The following is a 19,518-nucleotide window of genomic DNA, read 5'->3' on the forward strand; positions in this document are numbered from 1 at the left end:
TCTATGCAGAAATTTTTTGTGTGATTGAATTAATTGATTCATGATAAATTTTTTCAATTGTTTTCTCGTAATCTTCATTGTTAACGCCAAAGACTACTTTAATATCGCTACCATCTTGGAACACAAATTTCACTTTAATTAGACTTTCATCTAAATAATTAAGAATTCTTCCTGCAATGGCTGGACGACTACTTAATTTCAATGAAACAGCGGCTACTAAAGCAATATTTTCACGGACATTAACTGCATCAACGCCACAATTAGCTTTCAATTCTTGAATGATCAATTTTAATTTATTGCCAATATCTCCACGTTGACATAAGAAACTAAAACCATCATTTCCCGAAGGAGTTGAATCAATTGAAATGTGTTGTTTCTGAAAAACAGCTAATACCTTTTGCAATACTTCCAAATGCTTACTCAAACGATATTTTTTAATAGTAATGACTATATAATCTTTTTTACCAGCAATTCCCGTTACGATATTGTTGTTCAAATGCTTCTCTTTAGCAACAACTAAAGTTCCACCAGCACTAGGACAATTAGTATTGAGAATCTCGGTTGGAATATTTTTTTGACGTACTGGACGCACGGCTTCTTCTTGGAAAACACCGACACCCATATATGACAACTCTTGTAATTCTTCATAAGTTAAAACGTCAATTTTCTTTGAATGATCAACGATTCGCGGATCTGCCATTAAGATTCCCGAGACATCAGTCCAGTTTTCGTACAATTTAGCATCAGCCAAATTAGCCAAAATTGCCCCAGTTATGTCGCTACCACCTCTTGGCATTAGATGAACTGAACCATCTTCGTTGCTGCCATAAAAACCAGGAACTAAAATATTTTGATGATTTTGTAAAATTACTAATAGTTTTTGACGAGATAGTTCGTAGTTTAAATTATCACCATCAAAAATCAAAATATCTTTGGCATCGACGAAATAATAACCTAAGAATTCAGCCATCATCTTACCTGTCAAAAACTCGCCCCGAGAAATCAAATAATCATGAGAGCAACCATTTAAATGCTTAGCAATTTCATTTAAATCCGCTTCAATATCGAGATTCAGGTTCAAATCATCTCTAATTTTTAAAATCCGTGAACTAATCTTTGAGAATAACTTAGAAAAGTCATTACCTTCATTAATAGCTTGTTCCATTTTTATCAAAAGATCAGTAACCTTGATTTTTTCACTAACACTCTTACCAGCAGCACTGACAACAACTATTTGTCTATCAGAATCTGCTTCAATGATTTGTTTGACCTTTTTAAATTGTCCAGCATCAGCTACTGAACTTCCTCCAAATTTTGCAACTTTCATTAGGCAACCTCCTGATCTGGAAGGCTGACCATGAAAGCTGTCTTATCCTTTTGTAAAACTAATTTCATTAATTTATGCATCATTCCAACCGGAATCTGATGAACAGCTAGATATGAACCTTCTTTTGAAACTTGATAGTCTTTAAATAAATCACTGACATCAACTTTTGTACGCAAGAGATAATCACCTTTAGTTAAATCTGGACAATATTCCATTCGTTTATCAAAGTCACGTTTCAAATGACTCTTTCTTTCCTTAACATCCAAAATGTCTTGGACGATTGCATTAGCAGTTGGTAACATTCCTGCTCCTTGACCAAAGAAGTCGAGCTTGCCAATTGTCTCCCCATTTAAAGAAATCAAATTGTAATTATCGGGAGTATTAGCTTCCAAAGTCTGATCCAAAAATAGTGCTGGTTCGACCACATAATCGAACTTGTTGTCTTTTTGATGTGAACGACCAATCAATTTAATTGCTAGACCACGTTTTTGGAAATACTTCACATCTTCACAAGTAATATTTCTAATTCCAAAAATAGGTAGCTTTTGATGATTTTTAATATCAATGTCATAAGCAATATCTGCGCTGATACACAACTTGTTGGCAATATCATATCCATCAATATCAGCACTTGGGTCAGCTTCAGCATAGCCGAGTTTTTGAGCTTCTTTTAATACTTCAATAAATGATTGCCCTTTTTTACTCATCTGATCCAAAATAAAATTACTTGTACCATTGAAGATACCAGAAATCGAATTAACGTTATCAATGCGTAAAGCTTTTTCCAGCCCCTGGATCCAAGGAATACCACCACCGACAGAAGCTTCAAAGTAAAATTTCACATGATTTTTTTCAGCTGCTTCTGTAAATTCTTTCAAATAAATAGCTACGACAGCCTTATTAGCTGTAATAACATTCTTACCATGATTTAAGGCTGCCAAGATATATTCATGAGCTGGTTCGATACCACCCATTACTTCGACAACAACATCAACGTCCTTGTCATTTAAAATTTTCGACATGTCATCTGTCATCTCTGACATTGTCCGAGCTTTATTTTTCCTAATCAAAATGTGACTTACAGAGAGGTTTTGGGTTTGCATATTGGCCTTCTTAACTATTTCATATACGCCTTTTCCTACTGTACCAAATCCTAAGATTGCAATTTTCATAGGTTTAACCTCCTGTTTTCTTTTATTTGTGTCTATCAACAATAAACACTTGTTTTTAATTTATGAACAGTCTACTATATAGATATTCGAAAAGCAAGGAGTTATGATTATGAATAAAAATTATACAAGTACACGTGACAATCAGGTGCAACTACCTGCCAAAGCAGCAATTAAGAAAGGATTCTCTGATGACGGTGGGCTTTTTGTCTATCCAGAATTATCAAAATTAAACATCAATTTGGAACAATTGGTACATAAAAATTATCAAGAAATCGCTAAAATTGTTTTGATGAAATTATTGCCAGATTTTTCAGAAACACAAATTGAAGAATGTATCCAAAATGCCTATGATCATAGCTTTGACACCTCACTTATAACTCCTATCAAACAAGTTAACAATTTTAATATTCTAGAACTATTTCACGGACCAACGAGTGCTTTTAAGGATATTGGTCTACAAATGTTGCCACAATTAATGAAACAAGTTCTAACATCAGAACAAAGAGTCATGATTTTAACAGCCACGAGTGGTGATACTGGTAAGGCTGCTCTTGAAGGCTTTAAAAATCTTGAAAAAATGGGTATCACAGTCTTCTATCCACATAACGGTGTCAGCAAGATTCAACAATTACAAATGCAGACGACTACTGGTAGCAACACAGAAATCACTGCTATCAGAGGAAATTTTGACGATGCTCAAAGTAATGTCAAAAAGATTTTCAACGACCAAAATTTCAAGCAAAAACTAGGCGAAAATGTCAGTCTTTCAAGTGCTAATTCTATTAACATCGGACGTCTGATTCCCCAAGTCGTTTATTACTTTGCTTCATATATACAACTAGTAAAAAAAGATCAAATCAACTTAGGAGACCAAGTTAATTTCACTGTTCCAACTGGTAATTTTGGTGATGTCTTAGCTGGTTATTACGCTAAACAAATGGGATTGCCTGTTAAAAAATTCATTGTTGCCAGCAACGAAAACAATGTCCTAACAAAATTTTTCCAAACTGGTGTTTATGACCGCAATCGTCCATTCCTAAAGACTTTCGCACCTAGCATGGATATTCAAATTTCTAGCAATTTTGAAAGACTACTCTATTACAAGTCTGGCGAAGATACGCAATACGTTAAGCAATTAATGGATCAACTGGAAGATATCGGCAAGTATCAAGTTAAACCAGAAGTTTTGGCTGAAATTCAAAAAGATTTTTATTGTGGATATAGCACTGATGAAGAAATCAAACAGTCCATAGAACAAGTTTATGAACAAGATAACTATTTAATGGACCCTCACACTGCAGTCGGATACAAGGTCATGCGTGACTATCAAGAAAAAGACTCTAAAACACCTATGATCCTACTCAGTACAGCTAGTCCTTATAAATTTACGCACGTAGTTGCAGAGGCTATTCTCAAACAAAAAATTGACGATGACTTCGATGCCATGCAAGCTATTCACGAAAAAACTAATCTACCAATTCCTAAAAATCTCGCTGAGGTTTGGAATTTACCAGTTTTGCATGATGATGTGATCGATAAAGATAAAATGGAAGACTACATCCAACAGAAAGTCGAGGCTGATTTTTATGATAAGAATTAAAGTCCCTGCTACAAGTGCCAACTTAGGTGTCGGTTTCGACTGTATGGGTTTAGCCGTTTCACTCTATTCAACAATTGACTTTGAGCAAAGCTCTCAAAAATTGATCATAAATGGCTGCGACGAACAATTTCAAAATGAACAAAACTTAATTTATCAAGCTTTCGTCCGCGGTTGCCAATTCCTCAATCAACCAGTTCCCAACGTAAAAATCACTATCGACAATCATGTTCCCGTTTCTCGTGGATTAGGCAGTTCGGCCGTTTGCATCGTCGGTGGTTTGATGGGAGCTAACTTGTGGTTTGACTCTCCATTAAATAAAGAAGAAATCTTAACCTTGGCAACTGAAATGGAAGGACATTCCGACAACGTTGCTCCTGCCATTTTAGGAAATTTGAACGTTTCTTTTACTGATAGTCAAGAAAATATTCAAAATGTTGCTTTCAAAGTTTCCCCAGATTTATTCTTTGTAGCTTTAGTTCCCGATTATCAACTAAGCACCAAAAAAGCTCGTCAAGTTCTCCCCAAATCGATGGACTATCAAACGGTCAGCTATCAAGTTGGACACGCTGTAGCTCTTTCCAAAGCTTTAGAAAGTGGTAATTTGGAGTTGATTCGTCAAGCTATCATCGATAAAATGCATGAACCTTTCCGTAGCAAATTGATTCCCGACTATTCAGCTGTTAAATCTATCTGTCAAAAAGACGGCGGCGTTCTTTATATCAGTGGTAGTGGTTCAACTTTAATGGCTATTGCTTCTAACCTCAATGACGCTCAAAAAATTATTGACGAAACAAAAAAGAGCTTCCCAAATTGGGAAACTCATTTATTATCCGTCGACACTAAAGGTGCTAGTGGCGATTTAATTTAATTTATGTTCTCTAACTTCTTACGATACTCCAAAGGCGTTTGTCGATACTTAGCTTTAAAGGCAGCATAAAAACTTTTTTCATCAGGAAAACCTGTTTTCAAAGCTACCTGGCTTAATTTATCATCACTAATTTCAATCATTTCGGCTGCTTTTTGAACTCGTAACAAGGTCAAATATTTCTTAGGTGAGATGCCTAAGTAACGCTTAAATAACTTGGAGAAATAAGCATAACTATAATTGTAATTCTTAGCCATATCTGATAGTTGAATTTCATTTTGATATTGCTGATGAAAATCTTCAATTACTTGGGCAATCATTTGCGGTATTTGATGTTGCAATTCCTGATCAACCGTGAAGTTTTTTACTAAAACACTGATTAGTTCTACCGACATTGATAATTGATGCAGATGATTATCCTCACTAGTATCTAGACATTGATAATCCTTAATATTATTTATTAAACCTACTAACTCCCTGAAGGCAGCCAATTGGCTGTCTTTTTTTGGTTGCTTAATTAAAGAAAAGCTCTTATTACGAACAGTTTTTGGTAAACAATGACGTAGCCAATCAAAATTGATCAGCAAGGTAACTATCCGCTGACTATTGGTGATTTTAGTATCAAATCCGTGAATCAAACGAGAATTAATAACATAGATATCCCCCTGCTCCAACTGATACGTCTGATCTTCAATAAACATAGTCCCCGGATTGCCCTTAGCAACATAGGTAATTTCAATTGCCTCGTGCCAATGTGGGACAACATATTTTTTTCCAATTGGCCGATGATAAATACATTTGACGGGATTAACGTAATCAAATTCTAGTATCTCCATTGGTGTAGCCATATTTCTCACTCCTATACAAAAAATGGTAGTTATTTGAGCAAATATAAACTGATTAATTAAATTGTAAGCGTATACAATAAGCCTTGTCAATGAGATTTGTTCAAATAACAAAAAAGATGAAGGAGCAAAAAATGGCACATTTAAAAATCAATTACTTTTCTAATGCTTTACTTAAAGATTGCCAAATGGACGTCCTCTTACCACAAGTTACTAATGACACCACTTGGGACCAAAATATTTTAAATGATCTTCCGGTGATTTACTTACTCCATGGCATGAGCGATGACAATACTTCTTGGCTGCGTAAAACTCGTCTCGAACGTTTGCTTAAAAATACCGCCGTGGCAGTCGTTATGCCCAACGCTGATTTGAGCTGGTATGCCAATACCAATTATGGTCTAAATTACTACAGCGATATTGCCGAAGAATTACCGAAGGTCGTACATGAATTTTTCCCACAGATTTCTACTGATCGAGAGAAGAATTTCATCATGGGTGCTTCGATGGGTGGTTATGGAGCTTATAAAATAGCCCTTTCTACCAATCAATTTAGCCACGCTGCTGCCTTATCCGGAGCCTTTTACCCTTGTAATAATGAAATTCTTGAGAGTTTTCGTCCTCAGAATTATTGGAACGGTATCTTTGATCAAAAGAATTTTAATAATTCTCAAAATAATCTCATACATTTGGCTAAACAAAAACTTGCTTGCAATGAAGCCGTCCCTAAATTATTTGATTGGTGCGGTAAACAAGATTTTCTTTATCAAGACAATCAAAAATTCATTGACGAATTATCACAACTCGGCATTCAAGTTGAAACTGATTTTACCAACGGTAAACATGATTGGTATTACTGGGATAAATTTTTAGAAGATATTTTAAGTTGGTTACCAATCGATTACTTACCTGAAGAAAGACTATGTTAAAGGAGAAAAATTATGGATTATACAGCTGATGCAAAACAAATTATCAAACACGTCGGCGGCGATGAAAATATCGACACTTTGATTCACTGCATGACAAGACTGCGTTTCACATTAAAAGATGAATCAAAGGCCGACACTAAAGCTTTAGAAGATATGGACGTTACTATCAAAGTTATGAAAGCTCAAGGCCAATATCAAGTTGTTATTGGCAATAAAGTGACTGATGTCTTCAATGCCATTCTAGATGTTTTGCCCCGTCTTAACACTGAAGATTCAATCTCTAAAGAAGCTGTTGTTGAACAAGTAGAAAACCAAAGTCTTGGTGCAAAAATCAAACACGGCTACGATGAATTTATCGGTATTTTAACTGCTTCTATGATGCCAATCATCGGCGTTTTAGCTGGTTCTGGTATCACCAAAGGTATCTTAGCCGGTTTAGTTAGTGCTGGAGTTTTAAGTGACAAAGCCGGAATCTACTTATTGATCAATACAATGGCTGATACGATCTTTTACTTCTTGCCAGTTATCCTAGGCTTTACTGCTGCCAAGAAGCTCGGTTCTGATCCTATTGCCATGGCTGTTATTGGAGCATTTCTAATTCATCCCAATATTATTGGTATTGCCGGCAACAAGGTTCCAGAAATCGGATTATTCGGTGACTTCGCCGTTAAAATCATGAACTATTCTGGATCCGTCTTCCCTATTATCGTAGCAGCTTGGTTAGGTAAATATGTTGAAAAGTATCTCAAGAAAGCTATCCCTGAAATGATTCAAGGTATCTTCGTTCCTATTATTGAAATTATTATTTTATCTTTTGTTTTACTACTAGCCGTTGCTCCAATTATCACTGTTTTGAGTAAAGGTTTGGCCGATGGTATTTCTGGTTTATTAGCTTTCAATGGCATTATCGGTGGTGCTATCTACGGTGCCTTCTATCCAATTCTCGTTGTCTTTGGTCTTCACTGGCCTTTGATTCCTATCGTTATCAATGACTTAGCTGTCAACGGTCAAAGTGTTATCTGTGCTTTAACTTCAATTACTGCTATGGGAATTGCCGGTGCAGTTTTTGCAGTAGCTGTCAAGACTAAGAAAAAGAAGTTTGAAGCTCTTGGATATTCAGCTGGTGTTTCTGCTCTTTGTGGAATTTCTGAACCATCACTTTACGGAATCCTTCTAAAATACAAAAAGGTCTTCTACATGACAATGATTGGTAATGCAATCGGCGGTGCTGTCGCTGGTGGAATGAACTTAGTAATTTATGGATTTACTGGAAGTTTGATCGGTTTCCCTTCATTCATCAATCCTAAAGGTGGAATTGATTCTAACTTCACTGCCTACATCGTCTCTCATTTAATTGCCTTTGGCGCAGCATTTATTCTCACTTACCTCTTTGGTTACAACGACAAAATGCAATCAAGTGATCAAGAAGCTTAATATTGTGTTTTAAGTTAAAATAAGTTACTATAAGATAAATGCTTATAGTAACTTATTTTTTAGGTGGTAAACATATGCAAAAAGAACGGTTAGAACTAATTATGCAAACTCTGCAAGAAAAACACTCTCTGTCTCTCAAAGAAATCATCGATTTAACCAATACTTCTAGGGACACTGCTCGTCGTGATATCGTCAAATTAACTGATAATGATTTAGTTGAACGAAGTTATGGCGGTATTAGTTTACCCAATACTTTTAAAAAACTCGACAACTACTTAAAACGTAATGATCAGCACGTTACTGACAAACAAAAATTGGCTAAAAAAGCTGCTGTTTTTGCTAATCAAGCCAATCAAATTTATTTAGACGTTTCTACAACCATTAGCTTTTTGTCGAGATATATCACTAAAAAAGAATTATTTGCCGTAACTAATTCCTTGGATATTGCTGACCAACTAATTCGTTTTGCTCCTTGCAAATCACGAATCTTAGGTGGTAATTTGGACCCCGAGAAACGTTGTGTTGTCGGAACTAAGCCTTGTCTTGATATGGAGAATTATTCATTCGATTATGCTTTTCTCAGTTGTGTCGGAATCGATGGACAAGGAGTTTATTATGCTTATGAAGATGACCTTGATTATAAAGCGAAAATTCGTAAACAATCCAAAAAAATCGTTCTCTTATTGGATCGTAGTAAAGTAAACGTTCAACACAATTTCAAAGCTCTCAAATTAAATCAAATTGATTATATTATTACAAATGGTGAGTTGCCCCAAAAGCTTGAGAACAAATTAATTAAATCCAAAACACAGATGATTTACATTTAGGAGGATTTCATTATGAAAAGTACAATTTTATTCGACGTTGATGGCACTTTGATTGATACCGAAAAAACGATTATCAAATCTTTCCAAAAAACACTGTCCGACACTTATGGTATTAAACCAACCGCTGAAGAACTCTTCTATATTTTAGGAATTCCCGGTACTAAGGCTGTCGAAAGGTATGTACATTCAGAAGCAGAGAGCCAAAAATTATTAGCCGACTGGAATGAAAATGATCATGCTATGTTCCACTATGCCACAGTTTTTGATGGTATCGAACAAGCCTTAGAACGATTACACCAACGAAACATCAAACTTGGCATTGTTACTTCAAGAACTGATACTGAAATGCAAGTTGTTAAAGATAATTTTGATATTGATAAATATTTTGATATCTTTATTACTGCTTCCAAAACAAAATTACACAAACCAAATCCTGATCCTATTTTAAAAGCCATGGAAACTTTAAATTTATCTCCTCAAGATACGATGTACGTTGGCGATTCAATTTATGACTTCCAATGTGCCAAAAATGCCGGTATCGAATTTGGTTTAGCTAGTTGGGGTGCTAAAGAGAACCCTGAATTTGCAAAAGTTGATTATCACCTAGAAACACCACTTGACCTTACTAAATTAGTCTAAAAAAGCTGACCGTTTTGGTCAGCTTTTTTAGTGGAGATATTTATAAACTTGTTGTCCAGCTTGTCTACCAAAGACTACCGTTTCAGCGATTGAATTACCACCGATTCGATTATTACCGTGTAAACCACCAGCAATTTCACCAGCCGCAAACAAGCCATTAATAACTTTATTATCCGTATTCAACACTTGAGTTTTATCATTAATCTTCAAGCCCCCCATCGTATAGTGAACAGCTGGCGCAATATGGATAGCAAAGAATGGTCCGTCCGAAATATCACGTTCCATACCTGTCGTACGGTTAAATTCTGAGTCTCGTTGAGATTTAACTGCTTGATTCCACTTAGATACGGTTTCTTCTAAATTATTTGCATCAACTTTGATTTCAGTGGCCAAATCGGTCAAAGTTTGTCCTGTTTTTACTAAACCAACGTGATCATAAAATTCGATTGCTTTGACCCGCTTACGAATATCGGTATCAAAAATCAAGTAAGCACCAGTTCCACCTAAACCATCGATAGCTTGAGTGACATTCTTTCTAGTATCCAATTCATTGACGAAACGAGTTCCATCATTATTGACTAAAATGGCTCCTTCGCCACGAACAGCTTCACCAATCAAATATGCATGAGGAGTATCTTGTTGAACAGTTGGATGAACTTGAACTTGTTCCATATCGACTAATTGAGCGCCCAATTTTTGAGCTAGTTTGATTCCATCTCCAGTAGCTCCCGGTTGATTAGTCGTTCTAAGATTAAGCAAGTCAGAACGATACTGTGCTAAGAGGTCCTTTCCAGCTCCGAAACCACCTGTTGCTAAAATCACCGCAGAAGTCTTAATTTCAATTTCACGGTCTGATTCAGCTTTGATACCATTAATTTGACCATTATCAGATAAAATATCAGTTACTTTAACATTATCAAATAGAGGAATTTGGTATTTTTCAACGTATTTCAACAATTCAGTAACTAAATAGCCACCAATTGGCATCAAACTACTAGGACGGTGAGTTCGCATAGTTTTCATTCCACCAGTGATAGTTAAATCATCGAGTTTTAATCCATGTTGATCCAACCAGTCGATTGCTAAAGCTCCGTGTTCAGTGAAGAATTTCAAAAGTTCGGGATTATTTTGTTTGCCACCACCGATAAAAGTTTCGTCATAAAATTCTTGAAAGCTGTCAACGATATGGTGATTCAATTGGACGAAAGTCTCGGCGGCATTCATCCCTGAAGAAGCTCGATTGGTATTGCCACCAATTTTGTCCATTTTTTCTAAAATCACTGGTGAAAGTCCTAATTCATAAGCTTGAATCGCACTCGTCAAACCTGCCCCACCAGAACCGACGATTACGACATCATAACTATCCTTTAATTCCTCAATCTTATTTGGTTTAAAAATAAACTTATTGGCCATCTTTTTTCTCCTCAATATTTGTCATATCAATTGGCACGACCCATTGATCAAATTGTTCTGCCGTAACTAATTTAGACTTGATAGCAGCTTCTCGTAAAGTCGTTCCTTCTCTTTGAGCCAGTTGGGCAATTTCAGCACTGTGATGATAACCGATATGTGGCGATAATGCTGTAACTGTCATCAACGATTGGTCGACTAGTTCTTGCATCCGCGTTTTATTGACCGTCAAACCAGCAATCATTTTGTCTGCAAAACCAGTCATCGTTCCGGTCAACAACTCAGCCGATTCTAAGAAAGTACTGATTAAAACTGGCTTATAGACGTTCATCTCAAAGTTACCTTGACTAGCAGCCAAATCGATTGTGACATCATTACCCATAACTTTAATAGCAGCCATTGTAATAGCTTCCGCTTGAGTAGGATTGACCTTTCCCGGCATGATTGAAGAACCAGGTTCATTAGCCGGAATATTCAATTCACCATACCCAGAACGGGGACCACTAGCTAAGAATCTGACATCATTAGCAATCTTCAACAAGTCACTGGCTAAAGTTTTGATCGCGCCATGAACAACGTTTAAACCTGAATGTGCTGCTAGACCAAAGAATTTATTCGTATCAGCAGTAAATTCAAAGTCGTAAACGATACTCATTTGTTCAGCAATTTTTTCAGCAAAACCAGGAGCGGCATTCAAACCAGTTCCCACGGCCGTTCCACCGATTGCTAATTCACCAAGAGTTTTCTTAAGTGTTTGTAAATAATCCAAATCATGTTGCAACATTGAAACCCAACCACTGACTTCTTGTCCAAAAGTTAACGGTGTTGCATCTTGCAAATGTGTTCGACCAATCTTGACTACACGCCAGTATTTAGCTTGCTTAGTTTGCAATTCTTCTATCAAATGTTTTAGAGAATCTATTAATTTTTCTACTGCCATGGCTGCAGTAATATTCATTGCTGTAGGAAAAATATCATTGGAACTTTGTCCGTGATTAACATCATCATTTGGCAAAATTTCTAATTGAGGATTGATGTTTTGAGCAACATGACTGACGACTTCGTTCACATTCATATTCGTTTGCGTACCAGAACCTGTTTGATAGACAACCAATGGGAAATCCTTACGTAAACTGGCATCATCAAGTTTTAACAATTGATCAATCGATTCTACTATCAAATCTGCTTTATTAGCATCGATTGCTCCAACCTCTTTATTAGCAATTGCTGCTGCTCTTTTAATTTGTAACAAAGCCTTGATAATTTCTAAAGGCATCTTATTTCCTGTGGAAAAGTTATTGCGACTACGCTGTGTCTGTGCTCCCCAAAGCGCATCTTTTGGAATTTTGACAGCTCCTAAAGTATCTTCTTCAATTCGATAATCTGACATATTTTTCCTCCAAGCAAAATTGTTACTCTAATTATAACGAAAAGCCCCTTTCAAGCCAAAGGTCTTAGACAATCATTTGACTAGTTCCGTCAATAAATAATTTAATTGGTTGGCCATCTAATAAATCTACTTCTATCTTGTCTGGGGAATATGTCATCTTCAATAAACGTCCTTTAAACTTCAAGCGAATTGACAACTTATTCCATGCCTTCGGTAAATTATTGTGAAGAAATAAAGTGCCATTTTTTACTTCTACTCCACAGAAGCCAAAGACGACTGTCAACCAGCTTCCACCAAGATTAGCCACATGCAAGCCGTCAGCGGAGTTACCTTGTAAATCGGTTAAATCAGTTCTGACCGTATCAATAAAGTAATCATAGGCCTTTTGTTTGAGACCGATTCGAGCAGCCATCGCACTAAAAATAGATCTAGAAAGTGAAGAATCATGAGTGGTTATTTTTTCATAGTAATCATATTCACGTTTTAATTGTGCTTGAGAAATATCATTGAATAAAAAATCAGCCAAAATCGTATCAGCCTGTTTGTTAACTTGATAACGATAAATAGTCAACGGATGATAGTGCAAAAGCAGTGGATAATTCTCTTTAGGCGTTTTTTCAAATGGCCAAACTGGCTTCTTGAATGAACTGTCATCTTGTTGATTGATTCCAAGCTTCTTATCATATGGTAAATAAATTGCTTGAGCTGTCTGTTTCAAATCATTAATTTCTTTTGAAGTTACCCCTAATGATTGAGCTTTTTGAGGGAATTTCTCAATCAATTTCACTGCAAAATTCAAATTAAATTTAGCCATTCGATTAGTGTAATAATTATTATCCACAATAGCTGTGTATTCATCAGGACCTGTTACATCATAAAAACAAAATTTCTTTCGCCCATTCATCTCTGTATAACTACCAAAACCACGCCAAAATCTAGCTGTTTCCAAAACAATTTTTAGTCCATAATCTTCAATGAATTGCCAATCATCAGTTGCCGACAAATATCGATAAACGCCAAAAGCAACATCAGCATCAATATGGTATTGTGCTGTTCCGGCTGGATAATAGGCACTAGCTTCCTGGCCATTGATCGTCCGCCAAGCAAACAACACTCCTTGATCAACACCCAAAGTTTTAGCTCTTTTCTTAGATTCTGGCAAAATGCTATAACGATACTTAATTAAATTACGAGCAATTTGTGGATTAGTAAAGTCAAAAAATGGAGCCATATACATTTCCGTATCCCAAAAGTAATGGCCTTCATAGCCAGTTCCAGACAAACCTTTAGCCGCAATGTTAGTTTTTCCATCACGACCACTAGATGACATCAATTGAAAAATATTGTAGTGCAAAGCCTGATTTAGTTCGTCGTTTCCGGAAATAATCACTTCACTGTTATGCCAAAATTTATCCCAAAAATCTTGACTATCAGCTAAAATATCTTGAAATGTCGGTATTTTATCCAAATTCAACGTTTGATCAATCTCACCAACGATACCGATGCATTCAAATTCAAATGATTCTTTTAAAACAATATTTTGTTCCAATGAAATTTTAGAACACAAGCCTAAATCGAGATGAAGATGACTGAATTTAGTTGCGATTTTTAATATTTCACAGCTGTTATTGATAGTCTCTCTTTGATAAGTCAGTGTTTGTACAACTCGAGATTTTCTAGGATCATTATTTTCTGTGGCATTCTTGACCGGTTGCAAATGCTTTTTAATTAGTAATTTTCCCTGATAATCCAAACTTTGAATCTTATACTGCAAACCAACGAATGAATCCTTGTTCTGACTCAAAACGCTTTTAACGACTAATTTAATTTTCTGCTGCTCGGAATTGGTCAAAATATAATTGCTAGTCAACATCCCCGTTTGCATATCTAATGATTTTTCATCAAGCTTTGCAACAAATCTGTCTTCATTCTCATCAAAAATTTCTAATGCATAAAAATCTGGTAAGTTGACAATAGTTTGATTATTTTTTGCATAACCGAAGGCAGCTTCCCCGTAATGAATTGGCGAAATTTCATAAAAGCCATTAACGACGGTACCACCAGTAGATGACTCTTGTAGTGGATTACTGCCACGAATACCGAAATGTCCATTAGCTAATGAAAAAATCGTCTCCAAATAGCTAGGGGCTTGTGATTGTAATTCATGATTAGAAAGAACTTTGGCATTACCATTCATTTTCTTATCTCCCAACACTTTTATTTAAGTATTGACGATTTAAAAATGAATAACATTTTATAATACTTATAATTGACAAATTGTACAAAAAAAGTCGTTGATGATAATTCACCAACGACTTTTCTTATAATAAAACACCTATACTTAAGAATACTAAAATCAAAACAACTATCATAATTAACAATTTCGTAACGAATTTGATCCACTTATCGAAACCAACTTTAACCATTGATAACGATACTAAAATCAATCCCGTTGGCGCAATCAGACCAATCAAACCTTGTCCCCAGTTGTAAGCATTGATGATCAAAGCACGATCGATTCCCACAACATCGGCCAAAGGAGCCATGATTGGCATGGAAAGTACCGCCAAACCTGAAGATGATTGAATGAAGAATCCTAAGACGATATAAACGAAGAACAAGACACAGATGAACAAGACACTATTCATACCACTGATCTTGTTACTGAAGTAATTCATGATCGTATCGCTGACGTAACTATTTTCCATAACGATACCAACAGATCTAGCTAAACCAACCGTCAAAGCAACTCCCAATAAGTCTCCAGCTCCAGAAACGAAACTATCGACGAACTTGGATTCTTTGAGACCAGCCGTAAAAATCAGCAAGTACGTTACAGCTAAGAAGACAACCGCAATTTCAGTAAAGTACCAACCTAATTGTTGAACACCGTAAATCATTACAACGAATCCTAACGCAAAAATAATCAATGATAACTTTTGACGAGCGGTGAAGTCACTCTTTTCGGATAAATCTAAATCACCCAAGAAACGGTCCTTATCTTCTTGAGCTTGATCAGCAACTAATGACTTCGATGGATCTTTTCTAACTTTTTCAGCATATCTAATTGTATAAATAATTGAGATACCAATTGCACAAACCCACATCAAGGCTCTCATTGGTAATCCGTCAGTAAAGTTGATTCCGGCAGCGTTAGAAGCAATAACGGTTGAGAACGGATTAATAGTTGAACTCATTGAACCGATTGCGGTACCTAAGTAAACTGCCGCTACTGCCGTTAGGGTATCGTACCCTGCCAGTAAGAAAATTGGAATCAAAATTGGATAGAAGGCAATTGTTTCTTCAGCCATACCAAAGGTCGTTCCACCTAGACCAATCAGTGAAGTAACAATTACGATCAACCACTTTTGTTTTCCTTTTAATTTCTCGGAAAGTCGCATCATCCCGGAATCCATCGCTCCAGTGGCATTGACGACTCCGATAACTCCACCAAGAATCAAGACGAAGACGATGATATCAACACTATCAACGATACCTTGCACTTGTGAAGTTAAGAATTGATTGATTGTTCCAAAAATACCACGTTTAGGTTTCTTGATTTGGTGGTAAGTATTTGGAATTGCTGCTGGACGATAGATCGTACCATCCTTGAATTTGGAAACATTGATTTTAATCTTGTAATTATCCAATGTTTTCTGTGTTGCCGGCTTCTTGATTGTCTTCCCTGAAGCCTCGGTAATAACAAACTTGTTCAACCCTGAATTGTATTCCAACGTGCTGTATTTTCCCGAAGGAATAAAGAAAGTCAGAGCTTGAACCAAAATTAGAACAATAACGATAACAGTATACGCAGACGGAAAACTATGTTTTTTCTTCTTCGTACCAGCCATGATTTGTCCCCTCTTTCCCCATATTATTAATTACACACAAGTTAATTATATCAGAGAAAGAAAACGTTTTCATTCAGATTGTTAATTACTTCACAGATTTCTTTTTACTATCTTTAATAGCTCTTAGAGCCCTCTTTCTAGTTTTCAAATTGGGACTTTTTAAATTACGATAAGCTGTTGCTACATTCATTTTTTCCATAATTTCTCCTTACCAACTAGCCTTTTTCACACCAGGAATTTGACCGGCGTGAGCTAGCTTTCTAAAGTTCAAACGTGACATTCCAAACTTACGCATATAAGCGTGTGGACGACCGTCAATTGCATCGCGATTCTTCAAACGAACTGGACTAGAATTACGAGGTAATTTCGATAAACCAATATAATCACCCTTTGCTTTTAATTCTTGTCGTACTGCTGCATATCTTTGAATTAATTCTTGTTGCTTTTGATTTTTAATGATTTTTGATTTTTTAGCCATTTAATTCTCCCTAAATAGTAATTTTTACCATTAAGATAATACTCCTTTAATTTTCAGAGTCAATATTTTTTACTTCTGAAAGAAAATAGTTGACATTTGCTTCGGTACCGAACTATACTAGTTTTTGTAATAAAGTTCGGTACCGAAATAAATTAATAGAAATGAGGATTTTAATATGAGTAACTTAACAGATGATTTAATGAAACAACTACGATTTATCAGTGAGGCTGCTAATTTTTACATGAGCCAAAAGAAACAAAAGCTTACAGGACAACAACGAGTACTAGCTGTCTTGAAATTAGGCGATGGTCTCACTCAAAATTATTTACGCGAAATTTTGGACTTGAGTCCAAGTTCAATCGCTGAATTGATGAAGAAAATGGAAAACAATGGCGATATTATTCGTAAAGAAGATGAACACGACAAACGCAGTAAACTGATTTACCTAACCGATGCTGGTCGTCAAAAAGCCGAAGACAACGCTTCTCTAAAAAATGAGAATTACAGTGAAGCCTTTCTGGCTGGTTTAAACGACGAAGAAAAAATCAACTTCAGTGACTATCTTAAAAAGATTTCTGAAGGCTGGGATGATGATTTCAAACAAAATTCTGAAAAATTCATCGATCCAACTGACCGCTACCAAGCCATGCTTAATATGCGTGAACAAATGATGGATATGCGTGACAAAATGACACCTGAGGATATTGAACACATGCGTCATGAAATGCGTGAACATATGCGTCACTCACCTTTCACCCATGGCATGCCACAAGGTCACTGTGGACACCGCGGTCGTCGTCCGGATTTCCGTCAAGATTTCTGGAATGGTTTTAGATATTAATTAAAACGAGGAAATGTTTATGCGCAATCCTGCAATCAGACAAGACTTACCTAAAAGCTCCAAATTCAATTTCAAAAATTTTCTTCAACTAATTAACAGCGTCAATCCCAAAAAATCTCTATTTATAATAGGATTGCTCTTAAGTTTAGTTACTAGTGGTGCCAGTTTGATCGTACCTCAATTGACCAAAGGACTAGTTGATACTTCAGGACTGTCAAAAATCGATGGTAAAATGCTGGCTGTTCTAATTCTAGCCTTCGTAATCCAACTAGGTTTTGGAACAATTGGAGGCTACATTTTGCGTTTTGTTGGTGAAAGTTCTGTTAAAACATTGCGTGAGAAACTTTGGGCGCATCTACTCAAATTGCCAGTTGATTATTTTGATGATCACAAGTCTGGTGAAAGTAGTTCTCGTCTAGTCAACGATACTAGCGTCATCAAAGATTTGATTACTTCACAGTTTCCTAATTTCATCACCGGTGCAATTCAACTAATCGGTTCAATGATTATTCTCTTCTTCATGGATTGGAAAATGGCAGCTTTAATGTTCAGTATCGTTCCAATTATCGTTTTGATTCTCTTGCCAATTGGTCGAATCATGTCACGACTAGGACGAAAACTACAAGCCGCTACGGCTGACTTCAACGCCGATGCTAGTGAAAAGCTATCCGAAGTAAGATTGATCAAATCCAGCAATGGTGAACAATTTGAAAAACAAACCGGTGGCAATTTAATCGATAAAATTTTTAAAGTTGGTATCAAAGACGCCAAAGTCGAAGCTGTCCTCCAACCCATCATGACGACTGTAATGCTAGGAATTTTCGTCGGTATTTTAGGATACGGAGCTGTCAGAATACAGCAAGGAACTCTAACTAGTGGCTCATTGGTAGCTTTCCTATTGTATCTATTCAACATCATCACACCGGTTGCTAGTTTTGCGACATTCTTCTCACAAGTCCAAAAGGCCATGGGTTCCACAGAAAGAATCCAAGAAATTCTAAATACCAACCCCGAAAACACTCAAGGTAAAATTTTAGACGTCGAAGGACAAACAATTAATGCCCAGCATTTAGACTTCAGTTATGACCCTAAACATCCCATTCTTCAAAATGTATCTTTTGAGGCCAAACCTAACACTGTGATAGCCTTCGCCGGACCATCTGGTGGTGGTAAATCAACTATCTTTTCACTATTAGAAAGATTTTATCAACCTGACAGTGGCGAGATTTTCATTGGTAAAGATAACATCAAGCAGATTGATTTAAATAATTGGCGGTCACAAATCGGTTACGTTTCTCAAGATAGTGCCGTCTTTGCTGGTAGTATTCGTGACAACTTGCAATATGGCTTGGATGAAAAACTATCTGATGAGCAATTGTGGCACGGATTGGAATTAGCTTACGCCAAAGAATTCGTATCTAACTTTCCTGAGCAATTGGATACACAAATTGGTGAGCGTGGCGTGAAGTTATCCGGCGGTCAAAAACAGAGAATTGCCATTGCTCGTGCTTTCTTGCGTAATCCTAAAATTCTAATGTTGGATGAAGCCACAGCCAGCCTTGATTCAGAATCCGAGGAAAAAGTTCAGCGTGCTTTAGATCAATTAATGGTCGGTCGCACTACTCTAGTTATCGCACATCGCCTTTCAACAATCGTTGATGCAGATCAAATTTACTTCATTGAACATGGTCAAATAACTGGACACGGAACTCACAAACAGCTTATGCAAGACCATGAATTGTACGCTCAATATGTTAATGAGCAGATGGTCTAATAGTTTTAAATAAAAATCGATTGGGATAAAAATCCAATCGATTTTTTATTTAGAAAATATAAGCATTTATATGGAATTATTAACTTGTTTATACTAATATGAGTTTGGAAATCTGTTTAATCAGATAAACACAATT

At 36.2% G+C, this 19,518-nt stretch carries 17 protein-coding genes; 8 read left to right on the forward strand and 9 right to left on the reverse strand.

The features are described 5' to 3' along the window. Position 1: 1 nt before the first annotated feature. Together G6534_RS08120 and G6534_RS08125 are read right to left on the reverse strand one after the other, a co-directional pair. The gene (locus tag G6534_RS08120; protein WP_059073716.1) at positions 2 to 1,327 is read right to left on the reverse strand and encodes an aspartate kinase; all 1,326 of its coding nucleotides are present in this window, start codon (positions 1,325 to 1,327) and stop codon (positions 2 to 4) included. Further along, positions 1,327 to 2,499 (reverse strand): homoserine dehydrogenase, encoded by a 1,173-nt coding sequence (locus G6534_RS08125; protein WP_059073715.1) that lies wholly within the window; start codon positions 2,497 to 2,499, stop codon positions 1,327 to 1,329. The genes G6534_RS08120 and G6534_RS08125 overlap by 1 nt, the downstream gene beginning before the upstream one ends. 109 nt (positions 2,500 to 2,608) lie before the next feature. Here G6534_RS08125 and thrC point away from each other — a divergent pair, with 109 nt between their 5' ends. Both thrC and thrB read left to right on the forward strand, forming a co-directional pair. After that, positions 2,609 to 4,099 carry a threonine synthase gene (gene thrC, locus G6534_RS08130; protein WP_182082581.1) on the forward strand — a complete coding sequence of 497 codons (1,491 nt, stop codon included), beginning with the start codon at positions 2,609 to 2,611 and terminating at the stop codon, positions 4,097 to 4,099. Further along, positions 4,086 to 4,967, forward strand: coding sequence for a homoserine kinase (thrB, locus tag G6534_RS08135; protein ID WP_182082582.1), 882 nt, complete (start codon positions 4,086 to 4,088; stop codon positions 4,965 to 4,967). Before thrC ends, thrB begins: the two co-directional genes overlap by 14 nt. Here thrB and G6534_RS08140 read toward each other — a convergent pair. Beyond that, complete coding sequence (locus tag G6534_RS08140) at positions 4,964 to 5,812, reverse strand: AraC family transcriptional regulator (RefSeq protein WP_059073713.1); 849 nt, start codon at positions 5,810 to 5,812, stop codon at positions 4,964 to 4,966. The two genes, thrB and G6534_RS08140, sit on opposite strands and share 4 nt — an antisense overlap. Positions 5,813 to 5,943: 131 nt before the next feature. On the opposite strand from G6534_RS08140, the gene G6534_RS08145 reads away from it, so the two are divergent. From G6534_RS08145 to G6534_RS08160, 4 genes are all read left to right on the forward strand, one after another. Beyond that, positions 5,944 to 6,738 carry an alpha/beta hydrolase gene (locus G6534_RS08145; protein WP_059073712.1) on the forward strand — a complete coding sequence of 265 codons (795 nt, stop codon included), beginning with the start codon at positions 5,944 to 5,946 and terminating at the stop codon, positions 6,736 to 6,738. A gap of 12 nt (positions 6,739 to 6,750) precedes the next feature. Then, positions 6,751 to 8,172, forward strand: coding sequence for a PTS transporter subunit EIIC (locus G6534_RS08150; protein ID WP_059073711.1), 1,422 nt, complete (start codon positions 6,751 to 6,753; stop codon positions 8,170 to 8,172). A 74-nt stretch (positions 8,173 to 8,246) separates the two neighbouring features. Further along, the gene (locus G6534_RS08155) at positions 8,247 to 8,999 is read left to right on the forward strand and encodes a DeoR/GlpR family DNA-binding transcription regulator (RefSeq protein ID WP_059073710.1); all 753 of its coding nucleotides are present in this window, start codon (positions 8,247 to 8,249) and stop codon (positions 8,997 to 8,999) included. A 12-nt stretch (positions 9,000 to 9,011) separates the two neighbouring features. Further along, on the forward strand, positions 9,012 to 9,638 hold the full coding sequence (locus G6534_RS08160; RefSeq protein WP_059073709.1) for an HAD family hydrolase: 627 nt from the start codon (positions 9,012 to 9,014) through the stop codon (positions 9,636 to 9,638). 27 nt (positions 9,639 to 9,665) lie between these two features. Here G6534_RS08160 and G6534_RS08165 read toward each other — a convergent pair whose 3' ends face one another. From G6534_RS08165 to rpsN, 6 genes are all read right to left on the reverse strand, one after another. Beyond that, positions 9,666 to 11,051, reverse strand: coding sequence for a flavocytochrome c (locus G6534_RS08165; RefSeq protein ID WP_059073708.1), 1,386 nt, complete (start codon positions 11,049 to 11,051; stop codon positions 9,666 to 9,668). Then, positions 11,041 to 12,438 (reverse strand): class II fumarate hydratase, encoded by a 1,398-nt coding sequence (locus G6534_RS08170; protein WP_182082583.1) that lies wholly within the window; start codon positions 12,436 to 12,438, stop codon positions 11,041 to 11,043. Before G6534_RS08170 ends, G6534_RS08165 begins: the two co-directional genes overlap by 11 nt. 64 nt (positions 12,439 to 12,502) lie before the next feature. Next, positions 12,503 to 14,635, reverse strand: a complete 2,133-nt coding sequence (locus G6534_RS08175; RefSeq protein ID WP_059073706.1) for a glycoside hydrolase family 65 protein — start codon at positions 14,633 to 14,635, stop codon at positions 12,503 to 12,505. 124 nt (positions 14,636 to 14,759) lie between these two features. Then, positions 14,760 to 16,289: a YfcC family protein gene (locus G6534_RS08180; RefSeq protein WP_059073705.1), complete on the reverse strand. Its 1,530-nt coding sequence runs from the start codon at positions 16,287 to 16,289 to the stop codon at positions 14,760 to 14,762. 85 nt (positions 16,290 to 16,374) lie between these two features. Then, positions 16,375 to 16,488, reverse strand: a complete 114-nt coding sequence (locus tag G6534_RS08185; RefSeq protein WP_161936635.1) for a putative metal homeostasis protein — start codon at positions 16,486 to 16,488, stop codon at positions 16,375 to 16,377. A 9-nt stretch (positions 16,489 to 16,497) separates the two neighbouring features. Further along, a complete protein-coding gene (rpsN, locus tag G6534_RS08190; protein WP_057814620.1) occupies positions 16,498 to 16,767 on the reverse strand; it encodes a 30S ribosomal protein S14 in 270 nt (89 codons plus the stop codon). Between the two features lie 175 nt (positions 16,768 to 16,942). On the opposite strand from rpsN, the gene G6534_RS08195 reads away from it, so the two are divergent. Together G6534_RS08195 and G6534_RS08200 are read left to right on the forward strand one after the other, a co-directional pair. Continuing rightward, positions 16,943 to 17,608, forward strand: coding sequence for a MarR family winged helix-turn-helix transcriptional regulator (locus G6534_RS08195; protein ID WP_059073704.1), 666 nt, complete (start codon positions 16,943 to 16,945; stop codon positions 17,606 to 17,608). Between the two features lie 19 nt (positions 17,609 to 17,627). Continuing rightward, positions 17,628 to 19,382 carry an ABC transporter ATP-binding protein gene (locus G6534_RS08200; RefSeq protein WP_059073703.1) on the forward strand — a complete coding sequence of 585 codons (1,755 nt, stop codon included), beginning with the start codon at positions 17,628 to 17,630 and terminating at the stop codon, positions 19,380 to 19,382. Positions 19,383 to 19,518 lie beyond the last annotated feature (136 nt).

The organism is Companilactobacillus pabuli, assembly GCF_014058425.1.
In the GTDB taxonomy this organism is placed as follows: domain Bacteria; phylum Bacillota; class Bacilli; order Lactobacillales; family Lactobacillaceae; genus Companilactobacillus; species Companilactobacillus pabuli.